Genomic DNA, 21,851 nt, shown 5'->3' on the forward strand with positions numbered 1-21,851 from the left:
GCTTCTGGTTATAATTGATTTGGAATAGGAGGATTGTCATGAAAGACAAGTTCAAACCCTTGTTTGAATCAGTGAAATTAGACAGTGGAAGTGTATTAGCCAACCGTTTTGTCATGGCGCCTATGGTAGTAGAGGGATCCACATACCAGGGAACGCCTGGACCAGAAGATTTGGCTTACTTCAAAAGACGGAATAAAACGGCTGGTCTTCTGATTACAGGAGCTGCTGCAGTTGGTCCCTTAGGCAATGCTTTCGGTAACGGCTTATCGATCTTGGATGACAGTCAAATACCCGCCTGGAAAGACTTGGCTCAGACAATGAAGGATAGTGGCAACAAGGCTGTCCTGCAAATTTTCCACCCAGGTCGGCAGGCCAAGTATTCCTATACCGACCAGGGCAAGGTTGTAGGCCCATCTGATGCTGACTTTGACTTTTTAGATTACCCGGTAACCGGCTTAAGTAGCCAGGAAGTTCAAGACTATGTCCACTACTTTGGCCAGGCTGCTAGACGGGCTGTGGAAGCTGGCTTTGATGGGGTCGAAATCCACGGGGCCAACCACTACTTGATCCACCAGTTCTTTTCCAAGTCTTCCAATTTCCGCCAAGATGATTGGGGTGGCAGCCTGGAAAAAAGAGCCCACTTTGCACTAGCTGTTGCCCAAGAAGTCAAGGACCAGGTGAAAAAAGCTGGCAAGTCTGACTTTATCATTGGCTACCGCTTTAGCCCAGAAGAAGTCCACGATGACCAAGTCGGCTATGACCTGGAAGAGAGTCTTTACTTGGTGGACAAACTGGCTGACTTGGGACTGGACTACATCCACACCTCCCAGTTCGGTCCCTTATCTTTCAAGAAAAAAGCAGAAGTCGGCAAGTACAGTGGCCAAGTCATCAACAGTGTAGTTAAAGAAAAGCTGGCTGGTCGAGCCCTACTGGTAGGGGCTGGTGACATTAGTGACCCCGACAAAGCCCTAGAAGCTAGCCAATACCTAGACCTTCTAGCCATGGGGGCCAGTGCTATCCTCAAGCCTGACCTGGTTCAAACCATCAAGGCTGGCCGAGACCAAGACTACCAGTTAGAAGTGAAAGAAGAGGACTTAGCTGACCTTGCCTTGCCGGACCGTTTCTACCGGATGGCAGGATCACTTGGCGTCAACCAATCATTTTCAGACCAACTTGTTGCTCGTCTAAAAGAAAAACCGGACCATCTCAAGTAATTTTGTCGGCAAAAGAGTGCAAATAAACCAGGCTCGCTAGCTAGGTTTAGAAAGGATAAAAGAAAATATGAAAATAAAAGCTAATTGGGAAGGGAAGAAAAGGATCAAGGTGGAAAACGAAGCCGGCCACCAAGTCCATATGGATGATGAAGTAGACAAGGGGGGCGACCGGTCTGCTATGACCCCGGCTGAACTCTTAACCGCTTCTTTAGCGGGCTGTATGGGAATTTCCATCATGACTTCCTTGCTCAACTACAAGGAGCCTGTAGAAGAGTTAAGCTTAGACTTGGATTTTGTCAAAAGTGACAAGCCGCCAAACCGGGTAGAAGAGATTAAAATGATCATCAATATTAAGACCGAAATTCCCAAAGACCGAATTGATCGGATCGTTAAGCTGTCTCATGAGAAATACTGCACCGTCTCCAATACCCTTAAGGCTGAAACGTCTTATGAGATCAACTACCTATAAGTTATAGCAAAAGGAGCCGTGGGGCTTCCCCCCACGGCTCCAATGCTGGGAAATAAGCTCTTCTTTTGGATGATCGCCTAAAAAGTGACCTGGCAAACTCGGTTTCAAGCATGTAGAGAAAGAAAAAAGAGTCGTGACCACGACCCTTTTCTCAAAAAGTAGTATGAGTTAGAAGTTGTCAGCCCAAGTTCCATTTCTGAAAACGGGAACCTTGCTACCATCTTCCTTGATTCCGTCGATATCCATTTTGTCAGACCCAATCATAAAGTCCACGTGGGTGGTTGACCGGTTCAAGCCAGCTTCTTTTAATTCTGCTTCTGACATTTCGGTCCCGCCTTCTAGGTTAAAGGCATAAGCCGAACCAAGTGCCAGGTGGTTGGAGGCATTCTCGTCAAAGAGGGTGTTAAAGAAAATAAGGCCAGATTGGGAAATAGGGGACTCGTGAGGCACGAGAGCTACTTCACCGAGACTGGAGGACCCTTCATCTAATTCCAGAAGTTTTTCGATCACTTCTTGGCCACGTTCAGCTGTTACCTTGGTGACATGACCATTTTCAAAGTGGAATTCCATGCCGTCAATGATAGACCCGGCATAACTGAGGGGCTTGGTTGATTTGACGACTCCGTCAATCCGCTTAGCATCAGGGGCGGTAAAGACTTCCTCGGTTGGCATATTAGCCATGAAGCGCTCACCCCGAGCATTAAAGCTGCCGGCACCTTCCCAGTGGTGGCCTTTAGGTAGACCTACTGTTAGGTCAGTACCCGGTGCTTTATAATGGAGGGCGGTGAAATTGGCTTCATTGAGTTCATCCGCCTTGCTCTCTAGGGTCTTGTCTTTTTCCTCCCAGCTAGCAACTGGGTCATCGTCATAGAGGTGGATCGCCTTAAAGATGGCATCCCAAAGAGCATCAACTTGTTCTTCCTGGCTGTCTAGGTCAGGGAAGACTTTGGCTGCCCAGGCTGGACTAGCTGCAGCGGCTACGGTCCAGGAGACTTTATTGGCCTGGGTGGCATCCCGCATGGGTCTCATCGCTTGACCTAGAGCTTTTTGGGTGGCTGCAATTTTTTCGCCATCTAAACCAGCCAAGTTATCTGGGTCATCATCAACGATGCTGATCCGGCTAGCTCCATGGTCCAATAGGTAGTTCATTTTGGCAATCCGGTATTCGGGAACCTCGGTCAAGGTTTCTTTGGATTCATGGCTGAACTTCAGCCGGGCTAAGGTGTCGTCTGCCCAGTCAATCAAGACTTCACGAGCCCCTTTTTGGTAGGCTGTCTTGGCGATAGCCCGGGCCAATTGGGCGTTTTCTACAGAGGCATTGATTGCTACTGTGTGACCCTCTTGGACATTGACCCCGGTTTTGACAAAGAGTTCAGCATACTTGTCGATTAAATGATCAAAATTGTTTAGAACCATTTCGTATTCCCCCATTTTTATGATAAAATAAATATTTCTCCATGGATATCATGTTAGCATAGTCCTAAAAGAATCTCAAATATGAAGAAAGTGTTACAGGCATGTTAAAAAATTAGTACAATGTTAATACATATCTACCATTGGTGCTTTAATTAGTGATATAGTGGAAGAGAATTGAATAATACAAAAGGAGATATTTTTTATGGCACGTAGAAAAACCATAATGAAAGAACACATCCTCAAGGCTGCCGAGAACTTACTGAAAAGAGAAGGGATTGATAGCCTGACAGCCCGAAACGTCGCCAATGAGCTCGATTGTTCCACCCAACCCATCTACAATGAATTTAAAAATATGGAGCAGTTAAAGTCGGAAGTCATTGCCAATACAGAAGAATTTTTTACCAATAAATTAAGTGCAACTGCTATTGAAAATGCTAGCTTGCAAAGTGTTTGTGAAGACTATATAAAGTTTGCTGAGGATGAATCGCCCCTCTTTCGGTCCATGTACATGTACAAAAATGCTTATTCAGGCGACCTCCACGATAATATGGGCAAAACCATGATTGACTTGATTGATAAGTATACGGGAGCTTCCTGTGATACCTTGCAGTTGTGGAAAAATCTCTACCCTCTCTTGTTTGGTCTCGCTTCCCTGATAGCCCTAGGTAAAGTTCAAACAAAAGATATTAACCTCTCAAATTATGTTAGTGCTTACATCAAAACCGCTGTCGATTTAGCCAAATAAGGAGCTTGCACTTAAGCAAAGATATAAAGCTTGTGGCCTTTAAATAGTGGTGAGGCCGACACTTAGCTCAAAAAACAAATAGAAAAGCTGTGGCCCGTCCAGTTGGGACGGGCCACAATTTTTTGCTTAGCTGACCTTTAGGGAAGGTTAGGATAGGGGTTTTAGTTTTGGGCTTGGTCAATAAGGGCTTGAGCCATGGCGTTTAAGTCGTTAATGGCTTCTTGACCAGGGATGAGGTTGTACTTGACTGGTTGGAATCCCTGGTTGGCACCGGCCTGGGCCAATTGCTGGTCAAAATCATCTACCGACTTGCAGTATTTTTCGTAGAAGTCATCTCCTGAGCCAAAGGTGCCAAAGACTTTGCCAGACAAGTCGACTTCTTCCAATTCTTCATAAAAGTCAACAATTTCCTCAGGCAAATTGCCATCTGGGCCATAGGTATAGGTGCCGACAATGACGATATCATAGTCCTGGAAGTCCTCCGGGTCAGCAAAGCTAGCTTCAACTACTTCCACGTCAACTCCTGCTTCTTCAAAGGCTTCTTCTAAAATTTCAGCCCCTTCTTCAGTATTACCGGTCAAACTAGCGTATACTATCATTGCTTTTACCATGATTTATTAACTCCTTTTTTAATCAATCATTCTTATTATAGCAAAGATGACCCACTGAATAAATTCACCCGTCTGGATTTTTATTATTCTAAAATTACTAGTCTGATAAAACTACTGGCCCGCCTTTTTAGCTATTGTGAAAGATAATGTTTCTTCTGACGAAAAATTTGTTATAATATGAAAGGTAAAATAATAGAGAGGAAGGAAAGCATGATAACACGAAAATCACCGCGGGAAATCGACCAGATGGACAAGTCAGGTGATGTCTTGGCGGAAATTCACGAAGGCTTGCGTGATTTTATTAAACCAGGTGTAACTGGAGAAGAAATCAACCAGTTTGCCATGGACATTATGGAAAAACATGGGGCAACTGCCGAACAAATCGGCTATCAAGGCTATGAATATGCCACCTGTGTTAGTATCAACGACGAAATCTGCCATGGATTCCCAAGAAAGACCAAACTGAAAGAAGGCGATTTGGTCAAGGTAGATATGGTAGTCAACCTGGATGGGGCCTTGTCGGACTCCTGCTGGGCTTATGTAGTCGGCCAGGGCAGTGACCAGGTCAACCACCTGATGGAAGTAACCCGAAAGGCTCTCTACAAGGGAATTGAACAAGCCCAAGTTGGAAACCGGATCGGTGACATTGGGGCGGCTATCCAAGAATACGTTGAATCCGAAGACCTAACTGTGGTCCGTGAATTTGTGGGTCACGGCATTGGCCCTACCCTTCACGAAGAGCCGAGCGTGCCTCACTTTGGCCAGGCTGGCAAGGGCAAACGCTTGAAAGAAGGCATGGTGATCACCATCGAGCCCATGGTGAATACCGGAACCTGGCAGTCAAGCCTGGATGACAATGGCTGGACAGCCCGAACCAAAGATGGTGGCCTGTCTTGTCAGTATGAACACACCCTAGCCATTACCAAGAATGGTCCAAGAATTTTAACCAAACAAGAAGGCCAGTAAGGGCGAAAACAAACTCAATAATGAACTCAATCCTTCCCTAATCATTAGGGGAGGATGGTTTTTCTAAGGAGGCCAGAATGGTAGATAAAATTTTAAAAAAGTTGAAATTTGACTGGGTAACAGAGGTCATTGATATGGCCTCAGAAGGGAAGATCTGGCAGTATTCAACCTTTATCACCTATTATATATTTTTTACCCTTTTTCCCTTGTTTGTGGGGGTTATCAATGCCTTCCAGTTCCACAACATTGATATCACTATTATCCACCGCCTCCTCCACAATGTCTTACCTTCTGTTTTGAGCGAACGCTTGGTCAATGACGTCAATGTGATTTATGAAAATTCCCACTTTGGGATCTACCTGATCGCTTTGATCTCATCGATCTGGACCATTAGCTGGATTACCAATTCCATCGTCATGGGCCTCAACCAAGCCTATGGGGTGGGCTACCGTAGGAATATTTTGGTCCTGCGTTTGCTTGCCTTTTCCTTTACCATTGGTCTGGCAGTTTGGTTTGGACTCGTTTCGGTCTTTCTCCAGCAAGTTCCCTTAAATAATATCCAGGTCATTATCATTTTATTATTGGTAACCTTTTTTACTTCCTGGTTTATTTTCTCTACCGTTCCCAATGCCAAGCAAAAATACTACCAAACCCTGCCTGGGGCCGTCATTGTCACTTTGTCTTTCTTGGTGGCAGGGATCATTTATGTCCTTCTAATGGGCCTCTTGCCGTCTGACTCCATCCTCTTTACCATGCTGGGGGCTTTTATGATCATCTTTGCCATTACCCAAAAGCTAGCCTTCTTTATCTTGGTGGGAGGCCTAGCCAACCGCTACTTTATTGAAAGAAGAGAAGGTCAGGTGACAGCTAAAAATGAAGACAGTTCTTTCCTCAAGCTTTTGATCCGGTTAAATATTTTACAAGAAAAGTAAAAGCCAACTTTATGGGAAAAGCTTTCATTTCCATAGAGTTGGCTCTGTCTTTGTTTTAATTTTTGTAGAAAGAGTCAAGCTAGACCAGACTTTAGTATCATTACATACTCTTTGCCTTAACCCTTGTGGAAGTAGTCAAAGTAAGACCAGGGTTGCCTTTGGCTAGCTTGCTGGGGTTGGCTAGTGAAAGTCCGCTTGTCTCCTTTGGTGACATGGGGGAAGGTCAGGCTTGAAGCATAGAGGGCTAAGTCTTGGCCGGGTTGGCTAAAGTAACTGCCATATTTTTGGTCCCCCCATAAGGGGCAGCCCCGGCTAGCAAACTGGACCCGGATTTGGTGGGACCGGCCAGTTTGCAGTTGGACTTGGGCTAGGCTTAAATCCTGTTTAACTTCTAGGATTTGGTAGGTCAGACTAGCATACTTGGCTTTTGGGCTGCCTTCTTCTACCACAAAGACCTGGTTATTGGCCTGGTCCTTGTAGAGGTAGTCTTCAAATTGGCCTGTTTGAGGCAAATGGCTACCCTGAAGGACTGCTAAGTAGGTCCGGTCCATATTTCCCTTCCGGATGGTTTCTGACAAGCGACTAGCTGCTTTAGAAGTCTTGGCAAAGACTATTAGGCCCCCAGTTGGTCGGTCAAGCCGGTGGACCAAGCCCAAATAAACCCGGCCAGGCTTGTCGTACTCAACCCGGATGTATTCCTTGACTTCATTTAAGAGGTCGGGGTCACCAGAGGCATCTTCCTGGCAGGGCATATTAAGGGGTTTATCAACCACGATCAGGTGGTTATCCTCATAGATAAGCTTTATATCTTGGAAGTCTGCCATCCTTATCCCTCTTCAGCCTGGTAGCCATTGGGATTTTGTTTTTGCCAACGCCAGCTATCCTTGACCATCCGACTTAAGTCATATTCTGCCTGCCAGCTTAAACCTTCCTTGGCCTTGTCAGCTGAAGCATAGGAAGTAGCCACGTCACCCGGTCTCCGGTCAACGAACTGGTAGGGGACTTGGACTTGGTTGGTCTCCGTAAAGCTTTGGACCAGGTCTAAAACTGAATAACCTTTCCCGGTCCCCAAGTTATAGATTTCAAGGTGGTCTTTTGTGTCCAAGACTTCTTCTAGTGCATTGAGGTGGCCTCGGGCTAGGTCTACTACATGGATGTAGTCCCGGACTCCCGTTCCGTCAGGGGTGTCGTAGTCCTTGCCATAAATGGAGAGCTGGTCCAACTTGCCAATAGCTACCTGGGAGATATAGGGCATGATGTTAGATGGGACGTCAGTTGGGTCTTCTCCAATCAGGCCTGATTCATGGGCTCCGATGGGGTTGAAGTAGCGCAAGATGACCCCAGACCAGTTTTGGTCAGCTTGGACTTGGTCTTGTAAGATTTCCTCGATAAAGAGCTTGGTCCGCCCATAAGGGTTAATCGTGGACAAGGGCATATCCTCAGTCAGTGGGGGCTCATTGTCTAAGCCATAAACAGTGGCACTGGAGGAGAAGACCATCTTTTTACAGTTAAATTGGTTCATAACCTCCATTAAAATGGCAGTGCCGCCCACATTGTTTTGATAGTACTTGACCGGTTGGGCTACGGATTCGCCCACCGCCTTATAACCGGCTAGGTGGATGACCGCTTCAATTGTTTCTTTTTTAAAGAGGTTGGTCAAAGCTTGCTTATCATTGATATCCAGTTGGTAGAAGCGAAAGGGCTTGCCAGTAATTTGGTCTAACCGCTTCAAGACTTGGGGGCTGGAATTGGAGAAGTTATCGACTGCTACTACATCGTAATCCTGATTTAAAAGTTCAACCAAGGTGTGTGAGCCTATATAGCCAGCTCCACCCGTAACTAGAATTGACATAAATGTTCCCTCCGTTAAATAGTATCACTTCTATTCTACCACAACTGAACCAGTGTGGCGGAAGGGTGAAAAAATTAAGACTTTTTAAAAAGCCGAACTTAATTTAAATTTCTATGTTAAAATGGATGGGCATATTAATGAATCAGAGATAGGAATTTAGCATATGTATAACATGTATGAAGTGATTATTTATTGCATTATGGCCATTTTAATGGCTTTTGCCTTAACGCCCCTTGTCAGGCGCTTGGCCTTCAAGCTAGGGGCAGTGGACTATCCCAACCAAAGACGGGTGAATACCCAGCCCATGCCTTCCTTGGGTGGCCTGGCGATTTATGTCACCTTTTTCTTTATCATTTTTTTCCTCCAGCCTATCCAGCTCAGACAATCCCTGCCCCTTTTTATCGCAGCGACCATCGTGGTAGCAACTGGTTTGATTGATGATATTAAAGAAATTTCTCCCAAGGCCAAGTTGCTTGGTATCGTGATCGCAGCCCTCTTTATTGTCTTGATCAATGACTTAACGGTGGCCCGGTTTACCTTGCCCCTTATTGGACCTGTTAACCTGCCATTTTGGTTGGGTCTCCCGGCTACCTTGCTGTGGGTTGTGGCCATCACCAATGCCATTAACCTGGTGGACGGCTTGGACGGTTTGGCCAGTGGCGTGTCTGCCATAGCCTTGACGACCATGGGCTTGATCAGTTTCTTCTTCCTCGGTGCTAACAGCTACTTGGCGACCATTTTAATCTATAGCCTGGTTGGGTCCATCCTAGGCTTTTTACCTTGGAATTTTAACCCGGCTCGGATTTATTTAGGGGATACCGGGGCCTTATTTTTAGGCTTTATGATTTCGGTCTTTTCCCTGTATAGCTTAAAGAATGTTACCCTGGTCAGTTTAATCATCCCCATCGTCATCTTAGGAATGCCAATTACAGATACGGTTTATGCTATGCTAAGGCGGAAATTAAATAAAAAACCAATTTCCTCTGCGGATAAAAACCACATGCACCACCGACTGATGTCTTTGGGCTTGACTCACCGACAAACCGTCTTGTTTATCTATGCTATTGCGGCTATCTTTTCCATCACAGCCCTCTTGTACCCAATCTCATCCTATCTCGGTAATATCTTAATTACCCTTTTACTCTTACTTGGGGTGGAGATCTTTGTGGAAATGATCGGCCTAGTCGGGGAAGATCGACGGCCCTTAGTGAAAACCATTCGTGCTTTTGCCCGGAAGATTAATAGAAAGGGGAAAAAAAACCATGACTAATGTACAGCAAGCCTTGGTTTCCATTATTATGCCAGCCCATAATGCGGAAGGCTTTATCAGCCAGTCCATCCAGTCAGTCCTCAACCAAACATACGACAATTGGGAATTGGTCATCACCGATGATGCTTCAACCGACCAGACTGTTCCGGTCATCCAATCCTTTGCCGACCCCAGAATAAAATTGCTTCAATTGCAGGAAAATAAGGGAGCAGCTATTGCTCGCAATACCGCCATTGAACAAGCAAGAGGCGACTACCTGGCCTTTTTGGACAGCGACGACTTTTGGCACAAGGATAAATTGACCCGACAGATTGCCTTTATGGAAAGCGAAGACATCCTATTTTCATCAACGGAGTATGGCAATGTTGATTCAGACGGCAATTTGCTTTCTGTCACAGCCAACCACGACCAGTTAGACTATGAGGGTTTGCTCAAGTACTGCCCCGGCAATTCAACTGTGATCTACAATGCCAAGGTCTTAGGCAAGTTTTATATCCCAGATATCAAAAAACGCAACGACTTTGTCATGTGGCTCCGGGTGATCAAAAAAGCCAAGACCCTCTATGGCCTGAAAGAAACCTTAACCTACTACCGGGTACGGGATGACAGTTTATCTAAAAACAAGCCTGCCTTGGTTAAATACCAGTGGCGGGTCTACCGGCAAATCGAACACCTCAGCCTAGCTAAATCAGCCTACCTACTTGGCCACAAGGTCTTAACGGTTAAATTTGGTTTGAATAAGAAGTGACAACGGGAGAGCATTTGGAGGTTTAAGATATGGATGTAACCTTGAGTGAAATCAAGCGGTTTTTAAAAGACCATCTAAAATTTATCACCATTACAACAATTATTTTCACCTTGGTCCTGGCTGGTTTACTGACCCTTGTAGATGGCCTAAGTTCCAGTGAAAGCAGTGAATTGGAAAATGAACTAGAGTATGATGAGGTTTTGGAGGCTGATTCGGCTTATTTCCAGTTTTATGCTGAATTTGAAGATGGGGACTTATTTACTAATGGTAAATTGGTTGAAGATTACTTAAAATTGAACACTATTAATGAGAATGTATATAAAGAAACAAATATCAATATCCCGGAAATTGAGGATCGAATCAACGAAGACTATCCCGAATTCGATAATGAGTTTACAGTAGTTGAAGTTACTCGTAATTCTGATTCGAATATCTTTACAATTACTGTTAATTTAGGAAATGAAAGTAATAATTTAACTTTAGCAGAATATTATTATGATCTCTTGATGGAAGGGAATGTGGATTTTTTAGAGAATAAAAGACTATTTTCCTTGGTTGAACCTCAATTAGTAAGTGAAGTTTTTGAGGAAGAGGTACTAATGGAAACAGGTTTACAAATAACCCCGGTAAATGTTATCAAAAATACCTTTATCGCCTTAATTGTTTCCCTAGTCTTAGCAGCTGGCCTGGCCTTGTTGAAGGCTATTTTTGGTCAAAAGCTAGACTATAGTTTTGCCTACAATGTAGAAGATGAGGTCGAATTTTTGGTTTATAACCCAGCTAAGTCGAATAGTCAGCTTTTGCATTCCTTTATCAGCCAACCCAAGGACGCTAAAAAAATTGTTCTTCTGGAAGGCTATGGGAATCAGGAAGAAAATAATTTGTCTGTCGACCAAGTTCTCCAAGAGATCGATACTGACAAGGTCTTAGTGCTTGATTCCTTGACTTCTTTGGACCAGGAAGGAGAATTTGCAGAAATTGACCTAATCGTTCAACCCTACCGAACTGACCGAACTTGGTACCAAGACCAAGTTGAATTGATGGGCTTGTACAATATCAAAATGAAAGTAGTTCAAATTAATGGCTAACGAAGTGGTGGAAGTATGATTTGGTTATTCCATATTAGTATGATCACAATCTTGCTCATTGTGGCTAAGTTATTTAAAAAGGATAATTTTTTTATCTACTCTTCTTTTATCTATGCCATTTTTATTTTTGGGCAAAGGTGGATGACGGGAACAGATTTTCCTTTTTATTTGAGATATTATTTGACTGATTACGATAATGTAGAACCTGGTTACTATTTTATTCAAAAAATATTGACCGAAGGCAATTTATACTTTGGTATTCTCATATTTATTGTCTTTGCTATAACGGTCTACAACATTTATCGTTTCATTAGCAAGATTAATAAACATACGGTTTTAATGATTTTTTTATTTTTAATCTCAGAAATATTTTTTGCCCAGATGTCGCAAATTCGTCAATTTTTGGCTGTGAGTTTCTACATGAATAGTTACTATTATGCCTTTCAAAAACAATATTTAAGATCGGGCTTAGGAATTATTGCAGGACTGTTATTTCATGATTCAATTATATTTCTTGTTCCATTTCTATTAATCCATTTGAACCTAGATAAGATTAAAACTATTTATCTACTTATATTGAGTGGGGTTTTACCTTTAATTGATTTAACTTTGTTACTTAAATTACCTATTTTTAACCGATATTCTCACTATGTAGGTGGACAGTTTGATGTAGACTTGTCAATCTTTCACTATTTTAGATTTTATATCTTGCTTGCTATTGTTCTATATTTTTTATGGACTATAGACCGGTTAGGGAAAGGACGGGTTGAGCAGATGATCTTGAATGGCTTAGTCTTTAACTTTTTGCTTTACGGCATGAGTTTCCAGTTTGCCCTTTTTTTAAGAGTCAGCATGTATTTCAAAATTTTTGAACTTGTTTTCCTAGCATATTACTTTAAACAAACAAAGTTTGTATCAAATATAATAGCTGTAGCAACTGTTTCTTTTCTTTTTGTTGGGATTTATAGTGGGTTGGGTATAGTAGACCCTTATAGTATTTCTGACTACCAATTTAGACCAATAAGGATTTTTGAAAATCGTAGTCATGATCGCTTAAGAGAAGAAATAGATGAATTTATTAATAATTAAAAATAAGGAGATTTTATGGATTTAGAAGTTCTACTATCTACGATGAACAAAAATAATTTAGATTTTTTAAACAATATCAACTTATCATCAAATTGCGTTATAGTGAATCAAAATAAAGATAATTATAGTGTAAAAGATGTGCAATATGGCAGCTGTAATTTAAGGTTAGTTAATAGTAAAGATATAGGGCTAAGTAGAAGCCGAAATCTAGCTATAAAAAATTCCCGCGCAGACATTTGTGTGATAGCTGACGATGATATTGTTTATAAGAAGAATTATGTAAATATTATTAAACAGGCTTACATGGATAATCCGCATGCTGATATTATTGCTTTCCAAGTTTCTCGTATTAATAGTAAAGACCGAAAGAAATCTTTTCGAAAAAGAAAAAGTTGGGATGGCTATTTAACTAGCATGAAAATTTCGTCTGTTGAGATTACTTTTAAACGAAAATCAATTGTTAATAATGGAATATCTTTTAATACAGATTTTGGCGCTGGTACGTATTTTAGTCATGGAGAAGAAAATATATTTTTATACGACTGCTTAGATCATGGACTTAAGATTCTTTATTTACCTATTGAGGTGGGTCAGGTTGATGTTTCTAATTCAAGCTGGTTTCAAGGTTATAATGCCTCTTATTTCCATACCTTAGGGGCTAAATTTTATAATATGTCTCAAATTACCTATCCAGTACTAATTTTTCAATTTGCTATTCGAAAGTATAAACTTTATAAAGAGGAACTTAGCTTTTTCCAAGCTATTTATTTAATGAAACAAGGTGTTGATATCTATAAAAAGAAAATGGGAATCAGGTAGATTTATTGTTAATAGTATATATGATCCAATTCTGTAGTATTATTCACAATAAAAGTGTTAGAATTGTTTGGCACTAAATACAGTATTTAATATAAGATATGTATAATTAAAACCATTTAGTTAGTTACTAGAAATATACGAAAGAAGGTGTAATACTCTTTAATTAGTCTCATATAGAATTTGAATTAGTAATTTAACCAATATTTCTAAAGTTATTAGTGACTTATTATATAGCAAACATAACGTAATATTTGAATAGTAACAGATGTATAAAGTCAATAGTTGTAAATGAAAGATATATGATTTACATCTGTGGATAGTGTTAAGTAATTTGTGCCTCTACATGTTATTTTAAAGCACATTTTGTGTGTTTGGTTTATTACTAATTACATTTGATAAATAATACTAATAAAGAGAAAATGTTATGGATAAAACATACGAATTAAATAAGGAAAAGAAAAGTGAATTAAAAAATTGTATACATATTGCTAACTGGTATATTCACTATTGTGAAGCTCCTATTTATACATCTATTAGTGATAGAAGAAGTTGTGCAATATTAGGAGAATTTTTCCATATAGAAAAACCTGAATTAACTGAACAAGATATTACAAATGAAATAATAAAGCTAAAGAACTTTGAAGATGTTATAATTTTCAGCAAATATTTGTTGGGTCGGTTTGTTATATTTTATTTTGATTATGATCATTCAGTGAAAATTCTCCCAGATGCCACTACAACTATTCCAGTTTATTATACAAATAAAGCTGGTAAAGAATATATCTCTTCAGATAGTCACTTGATAAAAAATAAATTTGATTTTCAATTTTCTGAAACTAGTATTAACATTAAAGAAGCAGCTGATAATCAACATCCTTTACCATATAACATAACTATGTTTGAGGAAATAAAGGTTCTTATCCCAAATCATTATTATGATTCAAATACCGGAGAAATGCATAGATATTTTCCTTTGGACGATGTAAGCCATATTTCACTGCTCAATGCTACTGAAAAAACAATATATGTCATTAGAAATGTACTCTCTTTTATATTAAAAAGAAAAAAATTATCACTACCTTTAACTGCTGGAGTTGATAGTAGAACTGTACTATCATTTCTAAAAAATTATATAAACGATATACCTACTTTTACTTTTTATAGTACAAACGATACAGGTGATTTAGAGATAGCTAAGGATATTTCTCATAAAATGAATTTTTTTCACAAAGGGCTTAAACGAAAAAAACTTACAGATGATGAAATAAGTTATTTTAGTGATAAGCTAGATGGAAACCACAAAGTAGGCGTATTAAATGATGCCTTAACACTTAAGAAATCAGCTTTTAAAGATCGCAGTTTTTTAACTGGTGATATTATTCCCCTTGCTAAAAGTAATTTTGGGAAAAATTTACCAGAAAAATGGGCTACTGCAAGTTATTTGGTTACAAAAACCCATAATTATTCTAGAGAAAACAAAGAATACGTCAAAAAGTGGTTGAAAGACGTAAAAGAATACCATTATTTGTCTATATATGATTTATTTTTCTGGGAGTATAGATTTGGAAGATGGTTTCCTAATAGTGTAATTAATTATGATATTTGGACAGATCCTTTTTACCTTTTTAATTGCCGATACTTGATTGAATTATGGTTAAGTATTCCTAGAAACCAAAGAACTAAATACTCTCTTCATGAAGAAATAATAAAAACTAATTGGCCCGAATTGCTAAAAATACCGATCAATCCACATGAAAAATATTTGAATAAATTTTTTTCAAATCAATACCTTTATTATTTAGGATCTTTTGGAAAATATTACTTACAAGGTTTAAAAAGAAAATAAGGTTAGTAATTAATTGAGAAATAAGAATATAATAAGTTGATAAGTTACAGATATATTTAAGAATAAAGTGCCGAGATTATTATGCTGAAAAATATTAATAATACTAGAAATTCTTAAACGATATTTCTTTTATTTACGAAATTCAGTATACTAGACCTAGCTTATGCTTTAGAATTTAGGTGAAAACTTTGGAAAATGAACGTATTCCTTCTCGAGCTGCCCAGGGTTCGCCCTACTACCGGCGTAGGAGAGGGTGCCTGCCAGGCTGTGGTTGTGGTGGCTGCCTCTTCTTCGTTTTAATTGCCTTTTTCCTAGCTCTTATAGTGGGGCTATTTGCTTACCGGGATATTCGGTCAACTTCTGATGCCATCCACGAAGAAGTGGAAGACCAAGAAGTGATGCGGGATGATGCCGTTGACCTCGGCGATGGCGATCCTTTTTCAGTCCTATTGATGGGGATCGACACAGGCGAAGAAGGCCGGGTCGACCAAGGCCGGTCTGACACCATGATGGTGGTAACGGTTAATCCTCACACCCAACAATCCACTATCGTGTCTATTCCACGAGATACTTATACCGAAATAGCAGGTAGGGGGACTATGGATAAAATCAACCATGCCTATGCCTTTGGTGGGACCTCCATGGCGGTTAACACCGTGCAAAAGCTATTTGACATTCCGATTGACTACTATGTTTCCATCAATATGGAAGGACTTGAACAAATAGTTGATGCCCTTGATGGGATAACCCTTGTGCCTGATTCAACTTTCCAACAAAGTGGCTACAGCTTTACTCAAGGCCAGGAAACCCAGCTAGATGGGGGAGCAGCCCTAGCCTACTCTAGGATGCGGAAGCAGGACCCAGAAGGGGATTACGGCCGGCAAAAGCGGCAAAGACAAGTGGTCATGGCTATTGTGGATGAGCTGGCTTCTATTGAATCCATCTTGAACTACCGAAGCGTGCTTTCGGTTTTAGACCAAAATATGGCAACTAATATGGCCTTTGACGAAATGGTAACTATTTTTACCAATTATCGGGATGCTTCCGGTAATACCCGTCAAGAACAATTGTCAGGCGAAGGGACAAGGATAGATGGTGTCTACTACGATATTGTCAGTGATGCCGAAATCAACCGGGTTCAGACCCTCTTGAAAGAAGACCTTGAAATTAACTAAAAGCAGAAGATAAAGGATGATAGACATGTCAAAAATCGCAGTTGCAGGAATGGGTTATGTGGGTTTGGCCAATGCTGTCTTACTAGCCCAAAACAATGAAGTTGTCGCTTTAGATATTGTAAAAGAGAAAGTCGACCTGATTAATGACAGAAAGTCTCCTATTGTCGACTCTGATATCTCAGACTACTTAACCAATAAAGACTTGGACCTTGTAGCGACTACTGATCCAAAAGTAGCCTACGGTCAGTCACCAGACTATGTGGTGATTGCTGCCCCAACCAACTACGATGAAAAAAGCCACTACTTTGATACTTCAGCTGTGGAAGACGTTATCGAAACGGTTCTAAAATATGCTCCAGAAGCCGTTATGATAGTTAAGTCAACCATCCCCGTCGGCTACACTGAAGATGTCAAGGCCAAGTATGAGACCGATAATATCATCTTTTCTCCAGAATTTTTACGGGAAGGTAAGGCTTTATATGACAACCTTTATCCTAGCCGAATTATAATGGGGGAAGAAAGTGACCGGGCCCGCCACTTTGCTAGCTTGCTGGCTGAAGGAGCCTTAAAAGAAGACATCCCACAATTGTTTGTCGGTGCAACTGAGGCCGAAGCCGTCAAACTCTTCTCCAATACCTACCTAGCCCTCCGTGTGGCCTACTTTAATGAGTTGGACTCTTACGCTGAAGTTCGTGGCCTAGATACTAAGGCCATTATTGACGGGGTCGGCTTAGATCCAAGGATCGGTGACCACTACAACAACCCTTCCTTTGGTTACGGGGGCTACTGCCTACCCAAGGATACTAAGCAACTCTTGGCCAACTATGAAGATGTTCCCAACAATATTATCCAAGCTATAGTGGATGCCAACCGGACTCGGAAAGACTTTATTGCCGACCAGATCTTAGATAAAGATCCTCAAGTGGTTGGGATTTACCGCTTGACCATGAAGTCAGGGTCAGATAACTTCCGTCAATCAGCCATCCAAGGGGTTATGAAACGGATCAAGGCTAAAGGGGTAGAAGTGGTCGTTTACGAACCAACCTTAGATGAAGACAAGTTCTTTAACTCTAGGGTCCTAAAAGACTTGGATGCCTTCAAAGAAGAGGCGGACGTCATCATTGCCAACCGTATGGCAGATGACCTAGAAGACGTTAAAGACAAGGTATACACCCGGGACCTTTACAAAAATAATTAAGAATCCTTTACAAAAGGCCTTCTGGCATATCAAGAGGGCCTTTTTTAGCTTATAATAGATACTTGGTTTTATCATGAATGAACAAGGACTGAGCTGAAGATATGAGACAGAGAAATTACAATATCGACGTCTTAAAAGGGCTAGCCATTCTTTCAGTAATCTTACTCCATACCCTTCCATGGTCAATCCGGTTCCGGGTGGGGGCTCCCTACCATATTTGGCAGGCGGTCCCAATTTTTATGGTACTAGTAGGTTATAATTTTGCCAAGTCGGCCCAGGTCAAGGGAAGGGAGAGCTTAGGACAACTCTACCAAGGCAAGCTGATTTGGAGACGCTTGGTTAAGATTATCCAGCCCTTTGTCCTAGTTATGCTTGTTCGGTTAGTCTTAGAGCTAGTTCTCTATCAAAGACTTGACCTTGCCAATTTTTTGACCGACCTCTTCTTAGGGGATATTGACTTTGGGGGTTATTACATCCCGATTATGGTCCAATCTATCTTTCTAAACCCTATACTGTACTGGTTAATCCGGCAAAATACTAAGCAAAATACCCTTTGGCTTTTGGTCTTGTCCTTAGCCTTGGACTGGGGCTTGAACCTTGCCGGATTGTGGGGCAGCCTTTACCGGATTTTGATTGTCCGCTACCTTTTCGCCATTGTCTTAGGCATGTGGCTAGCCTTAGCTGAGGAAAGGGTTCAGTTAAAATGGCTACTTGCTCTAGCCGGATTGAGCCTGGTCTATATTACCGGAGTCTATTATTTTGACCTAACCACTCCATTGGAAACATACTGGCAGGCCCAGCACGGCCCAGCTTATTTTTGGACCTTACTCCTAGTCTTTTTAGGGCTACATGTCTATTATGCTAAACCAGACCACTGGCTAGGTCGTCCCCTTATTTGGCTTGGCCAAACGTCTTATCCTATCTTTTTAAGCCAAATGCTTTACTTCTGGTTAATGAGTCAGCTAACCAGTCCAAGTAATCTAGGATTGTCTCTCATCTTTAATTTAATTATCTGTGTTTTTTTAGGTAAAATTCTAGAAAAATTTACACAAACTTAAGTATTATGGTATAGAATACGTAAAGCAAATTAAACTTGAATGGAGATTGACAAAGCAATGCCATCATTAAAAAACCAGGCCGTAAACGGGACGAAATGGACTACAGCCCGGACCATACTAACCGCTATTACCGGCCCAATTTTACTAATTGTTAAAACCCGCAACCTATCCCCTGAGGAATTCGGTGTCATGGCTATTATCAATATTTTTATTGGGATTATTAGTGTTTTAGAAAATTTTGGTTTTAATACGGCCATTATCCGTAAAGATGAAGTAACCAAGGATGAACGGTCTTCTTTGTTTATCTTACAAATAATGATTTCTATCTTTTTGGCCTCATTATTGGTTATTTCTTCACCATTGATTGCTAGCTTATTTAATATGCCACCTTTAAACGACTTGCTACCTGTTTTAAGTTTGTCTATTCTTTTTAACAGTCCGGTTATTTTATTCACTGCCTTCTTAGAGAAAGAATTTCAGTTTAAAGCAGTTTCAATCATCCACATGGGTCGAGAACTTGTTTTGCTAATTTCGACCACCATTTTGTTCCAGGTATTGAGTCAACCACTCTATGCTGTAGTTATTGGACAAATCTTAGCCGTTGGTTTTATGGCTATTGGAATAACAATTGCCACTTTTAGTTTCGACCTTTTACACTTGCGTCTCCATTTTAAGCTTGACGATATCAAGCCTTATTTCAAATTTGGGATTGTTGTTGGCTTTCAAAAAGTTGTCATACAATTGACCCACAATGTTGATGAAATGATTATTGGCTTTTTCTTACCAGAATCAGTACTAGGCTATTACCATTTTGCTAAAAACCTTTTAAATAAATTTCGACAACTATTAACTGTATCTTTTTCTAAGGTGCTTTTACCAGTACTATCTAAAGTAAAATATGAAAAAGAACGTTTGATAAGAGGGTATAACCAAATTTCTTCTTATATAGCTACGGTTACCTTGCCTATTTTTACAGGTATTGCTTTAACAACTAATTCTTTTATCCCCATCTTTTTTGACGAAGAATGGTTAGCTTCTTCTAATTTTTTCATAATATTAGCTATTAGCTATATTCCCTATATTATTAGTGATTCAATAGGCACTGATCTTTTGTATTCAATCAACAAACCGAAATTAGCCCTAGCCATTGACTTTGTCACAAACTTAGCATATATTCTTCTTCTGCTCTTGGTATCTTGGCTACAGATTGGTCTATACCCTATTGTAATTTTATATGGTTTATATATGCTGGTTAAATCCATTGTCACCCAACACTATGTTTACCAGCAGTTTAACCGGTCATTTTTGGAATATCTAAAACTCTTTACCGGTTTGATTGCTAGTACCTTGATTATGGTGGCCGTTGTGCTCCTAGCCCAAAATGCTGTATTGAACGACATGAGTGTTTATGTAGACTTTATTGTCAGCGTGATTTTAGGAGTCATCTCCTATGTCGCCAGCGTTTACCTCTTCGAGAAAAAAACCTTCCACGACCTTGTTGGCATGGTAGCCAACCGTGTTTAATTTGATTAGGCTCCTTGTCCTAAATGATCAGTTTAGGGGAGGGGCCTTTTTGTAGCCATGGCTTTTGTGATCTAGATCATTAGGCTAAAGCTAATGCTTTTTAAGCTAACTTTTGATAGAATATGGAAGATTAGAAAATAGAGGTGACGTAATGGATTATCGGATTAAGAAAACTTTGTGGATACTTTTGGCAGCCTTGATCATCTTTCCGGTGGTTATTCTGCTAACAGGGGACTTGTCGTCAATCGGCAAGGGGCTTCTCCACGGCCTTCTCACCCTGGTCTTTTTGGTGATGGTCTTTTCAGTTTGGTCCTCCCTTAGACCCATTACTTGGAAAAAAGTTGGCCTGACCATCTTGTGGGCTGTGGTCTTTTATTTTGGCCTTCCCATTGCTATCCAATTGGTATCGGGCTTTCCAATCGTTTTAAAAGGGATTGCCCACTTATTAGTCATTATCCTCTTTATAGCTGCCTTCCTTTGGATTTGGTATGACGAAAGAAAGGCCCCGCATTATAGGGGATAGGGTCTGTCGACTGATTCAACTGAAAAAACTGCAGTAAAGCTAGCTCAAAGCTGGACTTTACTGCAGTTTTTTAGTATTTGAGCCTTATCTATTCTTGGTCAGGCTTAGTTAAAAAAAGCTTGGTTGTCTACTAGGTCTTGGAGCTCTTCCAATAATTCTTTCATAATCTGGTCCCAACTTTGCTTGAGAGCAAAGGCCCGGGCATTTTTAGCGTAATACTGGCGGACGGAAGCATTGTTCATTAAAAATAAGAGGGCGTCTAAAAAGGCTTCCACCTCTCCAGGAGGGCAGAGGATGCCATTGTGGGCTTGCTTGACTAAGTCTTTAACTCCTCCAGCCTTGGCCCCGATAACCGGCAGGCCACTTGCTAGGGCTTCTAAAACAACATTACCAAAGGTTTCAGTGGCAGAAGGGAAGAAAAAGATATCTCCTGCCTGGTATAAGAGGGACAAGTTATCCCCTTGCTGGAAGCCAAGTAAGTTGATGGGGAGGTCAAATTCTCTGGCCTGCCTTTTAATTTCTTGTCGTATGGGACCGTCGCCCACGATATTGACTTGCAGCTTGTAGAGGAGGTGGGGCGGGATTTCTTTGAGGGTATCAATCAAGACATCCAAGGACTTTTCCGTAGCTAAGCGACCCACATATAAAATGGTAAGCTTGTTTTTTTCTAGCTTGAATTTGGCCTGGGCTTCATGCTTGGCCCAGTCTTTGACCTTGGCTGGCTTAAAATGGTGGTGGTCCACCCCTCTGGGCCAAATCTTGACATTGGGATAGCCTTGTTCTTTTAGCTGGTCAGCCGTAACGGATGATGGCGCAAAAACAGCCTGGCAAGCTTGGTGGAACCAGTTGAGGTAAAAGTTTAAGATCCCTTTAGCCCAATCCAGGTTATAAGACTTTAAATATTGGTCAAAATTGGTGTGGTAGGAAGCCACAAAGGGGACACCATACTTGACGGCGTATCGCCGGCCCAAGACACCCAAATTGAAGGGGGTAGCCACATGGATAAGGTCTGGCTTGAAACGGTCCAGTTTTGCCTTGATTTCAAGGGGGTTGGCAATGGCGGCTTCTAAGTCAGGGTACAGGAAAAAGGGGTAACTCTTGTAGCGGATAATATGGTCGCTGGAATCTTTCTTTTCCTTGCTTTCTGGGGCAAAGACCTTGACCTGGTGGCCCTGGTTCTTTAAGTAGTCAGCCCATCTTTTTAGGGTAAGGGCAACCCCATTCACATCTGGCACATAGGTATCAGTAAATAGTGCAAGTTTCACAATCATCACCTCTTTTGGTCAAACGGTAGGCCTTCATTTCCAT

General features: G+C 41.1%; 21 protein-coding genes. 16 read left to right on the forward strand and 5 right to left on the reverse strand.

Annotation, left to right across the window (positions count from 1 at the left end; genetic code table 11):
• Positions 1-38 precede the first annotated feature (38 nt).
• A complete protein-coding gene (locus tag HMPREF9698_RS07480; RefSeq protein ID WP_003778934.1) occupies positions 39-1,214 on the forward strand; it encodes an NADH-dependent flavin oxidoreductase in 1,176 nt (391 codons plus the stop codon).
• Between the two features lie 67 nt (positions 1,215-1,281).
• Positions 1,282-1,683, forward strand: coding sequence for an OsmC family protein (locus HMPREF9698_RS07485; RefSeq protein ID WP_040292791.1), 402 nt, complete (start codon positions 1,282-1,284; stop codon positions 1,681-1,683).
• Between the two features lie 168 nt (positions 1,684-1,851).
• Here HMPREF9698_RS07485 and HMPREF9698_RS07490 read toward each other — a convergent pair whose 3' ends face one another.
• Positions 1,852-3,099: an aminopeptidase gene (locus HMPREF9698_RS07490; RefSeq protein WP_003778938.1), complete on the reverse strand. Its 1,248-nt coding sequence runs from the start codon at positions 3,097-3,099 to the stop codon at positions 1,852-1,854.
• A 202-nt stretch (positions 3,100-3,301) separates the two neighbouring features.
• On the opposite strand from HMPREF9698_RS07490, the gene HMPREF9698_RS08555 reads away from it, so the two are divergent.
• On the forward strand, positions 3,302-3,844 hold the full coding sequence (locus HMPREF9698_RS08555) for a TetR/AcrR family transcriptional regulator (RefSeq protein WP_003778940.1): 543 nt from the start codon (positions 3,302-3,304) through the stop codon (positions 3,842-3,844).
• A 161-nt stretch (positions 3,845-4,005) separates the two neighbouring features.
• Here HMPREF9698_RS08555 and HMPREF9698_RS07500 read toward each other — a convergent pair whose 3' ends face one another.
• Positions 4,006-4,455, reverse strand: a complete 450-nt coding sequence (locus tag HMPREF9698_RS07500; RefSeq protein ID WP_003778942.1) for a flavodoxin — start codon at positions 4,453-4,455, stop codon at positions 4,006-4,008.
• A 210-nt stretch (positions 4,456-4,665) separates the two neighbouring features.
• Between HMPREF9698_RS07500 and map the strand changes: the two genes are divergently transcribed.
• Both map and HMPREF9698_RS07510 read left to right on the forward strand, forming a co-directional pair.
• Entirely contained in the window at positions 4,666-5,421 is a 756-nt protein-coding gene (gene map, locus HMPREF9698_RS07505) for a type I methionyl aminopeptidase (RefSeq protein WP_003778944.1), read from the forward strand.
• A 77-nt stretch (positions 5,422-5,498) separates the two neighbouring features.
• A complete protein-coding gene (locus HMPREF9698_RS07510; RefSeq protein WP_003778947.1) occupies positions 5,499-6,353 on the forward strand; it encodes a YihY/virulence factor BrkB family protein in 855 nt (284 codons plus the stop codon).
• Positions 6,354-6,469: 116 nt separating this feature from the next.
• Here the strand turns inward: HMPREF9698_RS07510 and HMPREF9698_RS07515 are convergent, their stop codons facing one another.
• Together HMPREF9698_RS07515 and galE are read right to left on the reverse strand one after the other, a co-directional pair.
• The gene (locus tag HMPREF9698_RS07515; protein ID WP_003778949.1) at positions 6,470-7,177 is read right to left on the reverse strand and encodes an RluA family pseudouridine synthase; all 708 of its coding nucleotides are present in this window, start codon (positions 7,175-7,177) and stop codon (positions 6,470-6,472) included.
• A gap of 2 nt (positions 7,178-7,179) precedes the next feature.
• On the reverse strand, positions 7,180-8,205 hold the full coding sequence (galE, locus tag HMPREF9698_RS07520; protein ID WP_003778952.1) for a UDP-glucose 4-epimerase GalE: 1,026 nt from the start codon (positions 8,203-8,205) through the stop codon (positions 7,180-7,182).
• A 172-nt stretch (positions 8,206-8,377) separates the two neighbouring features.
• Here galE and HMPREF9698_RS07525 point away from each other — a divergent pair, with 172 nt between their 5' ends.
• The 11 genes from HMPREF9698_RS07525 (at position 8,378) to HMPREF9698_RS07575 (ending at position 20,543) form a co-directional block, all read left to right on the forward strand.
• A complete protein-coding gene (locus tag HMPREF9698_RS07525) occupies positions 8,378-9,475 on the forward strand; it encodes a glycosyltransferase family 4 protein (protein WP_169315229.1) in 1,098 nt (365 codons plus the stop codon).
• A complete protein-coding gene (locus HMPREF9698_RS07530) occupies positions 9,468-10,223 on the forward strand; it encodes a glycosyltransferase family 2 protein (protein WP_003778955.1) in 756 nt (251 codons plus the stop codon). Before HMPREF9698_RS07525 ends, HMPREF9698_RS07530 begins: the two co-directional genes overlap by 8 nt.
• Before the next feature lie 29 nt (positions 10,224-10,252).
• Positions 10,253-11,311 (forward strand): hypothetical protein, encoded by a 1,059-nt coding sequence (locus HMPREF9698_RS07535; RefSeq protein ID WP_003778957.1) that lies wholly within the window; start codon positions 10,253-10,255, stop codon positions 11,309-11,311.
• Positions 11,312-11,326: 15 nt separating this feature from the next.
• Positions 11,327-12,400, forward strand: a complete 1,074-nt coding sequence (locus HMPREF9698_RS07540; protein ID WP_003778960.1) for an EpsG family protein — start codon at positions 11,327-11,329, stop codon at positions 12,398-12,400.
• Between the two features lie 15 nt (positions 12,401-12,415).
• Positions 12,416-13,219, forward strand: a complete 804-nt coding sequence (locus HMPREF9698_RS07545) for a glycosyltransferase family A protein (RefSeq protein WP_003778962.1) — start codon at positions 12,416-12,418, stop codon at positions 13,217-13,219.
• 424 nt (positions 13,220-13,643) lie between these two features.
• Positions 13,644-15,065, forward strand: a complete 1,422-nt coding sequence (locus tag HMPREF9698_RS07550; protein ID WP_003778964.1) for a hypothetical protein — start codon at positions 13,644-13,646, stop codon at positions 15,063-15,065.
• Positions 15,066-15,322: 257 nt separating this feature from the next.
• Positions 15,323-16,240, forward strand: a complete 918-nt coding sequence (locus HMPREF9698_RS07555; protein ID WP_040292829.1) for an LCP family glycopolymer transferase — start codon at positions 15,323-15,325, stop codon at positions 16,238-16,240.
• A 25-nt stretch (positions 16,241-16,265) separates the two neighbouring features.
• A complete protein-coding gene (locus HMPREF9698_RS07560; RefSeq protein WP_003778968.1) occupies positions 16,266-17,438 on the forward strand; it encodes a nucleotide sugar dehydrogenase in 1,173 nt (390 codons plus the stop codon).
• A gap of 101 nt (positions 17,439-17,539) precedes the next feature.
• Complete coding sequence (locus HMPREF9698_RS07565; protein ID WP_003778970.1) at positions 17,540-18,496, forward strand: acyltransferase family protein; 957 nt, start codon at positions 17,540-17,542, stop codon at positions 18,494-18,496.
• A 57-nt stretch (positions 18,497-18,553) separates the two neighbouring features.
• Positions 18,554-20,020 carry an oligosaccharide flippase family protein gene (locus tag HMPREF9698_RS07570; protein ID WP_003778972.1) on the forward strand — a complete coding sequence of 489 codons (1,467 nt, stop codon included), beginning with the start codon at positions 18,554-18,556 and terminating at the stop codon, positions 20,018-20,020.
• Positions 20,021-20,171: 151 nt separating this feature from the next.
• Positions 20,172-20,543: a hypothetical protein gene (locus HMPREF9698_RS07575; protein ID WP_003778974.1), complete on the forward strand. Its 372-nt coding sequence runs from the start codon at positions 20,172-20,174 to the stop codon at positions 20,541-20,543.
• A gap of 104 nt (positions 20,544-20,647) precedes the next feature.
• Here the strand turns inward: HMPREF9698_RS07575 and HMPREF9698_RS07580 are convergent, their stop codons facing one another.
• The gene (locus HMPREF9698_RS07580) at positions 20,648-21,808 is read right to left on the reverse strand and encodes a glycosyltransferase family 4 protein (RefSeq protein ID WP_003778977.1); all 1,161 of its coding nucleotides are present in this window, start codon (positions 21,806-21,808) and stop codon (positions 20,648-20,650) included.
• Positions 21,809-21,851: the final 43 nt, after the last annotated feature.

It is taken from the genome of Alloiococcus otitis ATCC 51267 (assembly GCF_000315445.1).
GTDB lineage: Bacteria > Bacillota > Bacilli > Lactobacillales > Carnobacteriaceae_A > Alloiococcus > Alloiococcus otitis.

Excerpts from the sequence above, each read along its gene's own strand:
- HMPREF9698_RS07480 (WP_003778934.1), top strand. The coding sequence starts at position 39 with ATGAAAGACAAGTTCAAACCCTTGTTTGAATCAGTGAAATTAGACAGT.
- HMPREF9698_RS07485 (WP_040292791.1), top strand. The coding sequence starts at position 1,282 with ATGAAAATAAAAGCTAATTGGGAAGGGAAGAAAAGGATCAAGGTGGAA.
- HMPREF9698_RS07490 (WP_003778938.1), bottom strand. The coding sequence starts at position 3,099 with ATGGTTCTAAACAATTTTGATCATTTAATCGACAAGTATGCTGAACTC.
- HMPREF9698_RS08555 (WP_003778940.1), top strand. The coding sequence starts at position 3,302 with ATGGCACGTAGAAAAACCATAATGAAAGAACACATCCTCAAGGCTGCC.
- HMPREF9698_RS07500 (WP_003778942.1), bottom strand. The coding sequence starts at position 4,455 with ATGGTAAAAGCAATGATAGTATACGCTAGTTTGACCGGTAATACTGAA.
- map (WP_003778944.1), top strand. The coding sequence starts at position 4,666 with ATGATAACACGAAAATCACCGCGGGAAATCGACCAGATGGACAAGTCA.
- HMPREF9698_RS07510 (WP_003778947.1), top strand. The coding sequence starts at position 5,499 with ATGGTAGATAAAATTTTAAAAAAGTTGAAATTTGACTGGGTAACAGAG.
- HMPREF9698_RS07515 (WP_003778949.1), bottom strand. The coding sequence starts at position 7,177 with ATGGCAGACTTCCAAGATATAAAGCTTATCTATGAGGATAACCACCTG.
- galE (WP_003778952.1), bottom strand. The coding sequence starts at position 8,205 with ATGTCAATTCTAGTTACGGGTGGAGCTGGCTATATAGGCTCACACACC.
- HMPREF9698_RS07525 (WP_169315229.1), top strand. The coding sequence starts at position 8,378 with ATGTATGAAGTGATTATTTATTGCATTATGGCCATTTTAATGGCTTTT.
- HMPREF9698_RS07530 (WP_003778955.1), top strand. The coding sequence starts at position 9,468 with ATGACTAATGTACAGCAAGCCTTGGTTTCCATTATTATGCCAGCCCAT.
- HMPREF9698_RS07535 (WP_003778957.1), top strand. The coding sequence starts at position 10,253 with ATGGATGTAACCTTGAGTGAAATCAAGCGGTTTTTAAAAGACCATCTA.
- HMPREF9698_RS07540 (WP_003778960.1), top strand. The coding sequence starts at position 11,327 with ATGATTTGGTTATTCCATATTAGTATGATCACAATCTTGCTCATTGTG.
- HMPREF9698_RS07545 (WP_003778962.1), top strand. The coding sequence starts at position 12,416 with ATGGATTTAGAAGTTCTACTATCTACGATGAACAAAAATAATTTAGAT.
- HMPREF9698_RS07550 (WP_003778964.1), top strand. The coding sequence starts at position 13,644 with ATGGATAAAACATACGAATTAAATAAGGAAAAGAAAAGTGAATTAAAA.
- HMPREF9698_RS07560 (WP_003778968.1), top strand. The coding sequence starts at position 16,266 with ATGTCAAAAATCGCAGTTGCAGGAATGGGTTATGTGGGTTTGGCCAAT.
- HMPREF9698_RS07565 (WP_003778970.1), top strand. The coding sequence starts at position 17,540 with ATGAGACAGAGAAATTACAATATCGACGTCTTAAAAGGGCTAGCCATT.
- HMPREF9698_RS07570 (WP_003778972.1), top strand. The coding sequence starts at position 18,554 with ATGCCATCATTAAAAAACCAGGCCGTAAACGGGACGAAATGGACTACA.
- HMPREF9698_RS07575 (WP_003778974.1), top strand. The coding sequence starts at position 20,172 with ATGGATTATCGGATTAAGAAAACTTTGTGGATACTTTTGGCAGCCTTG.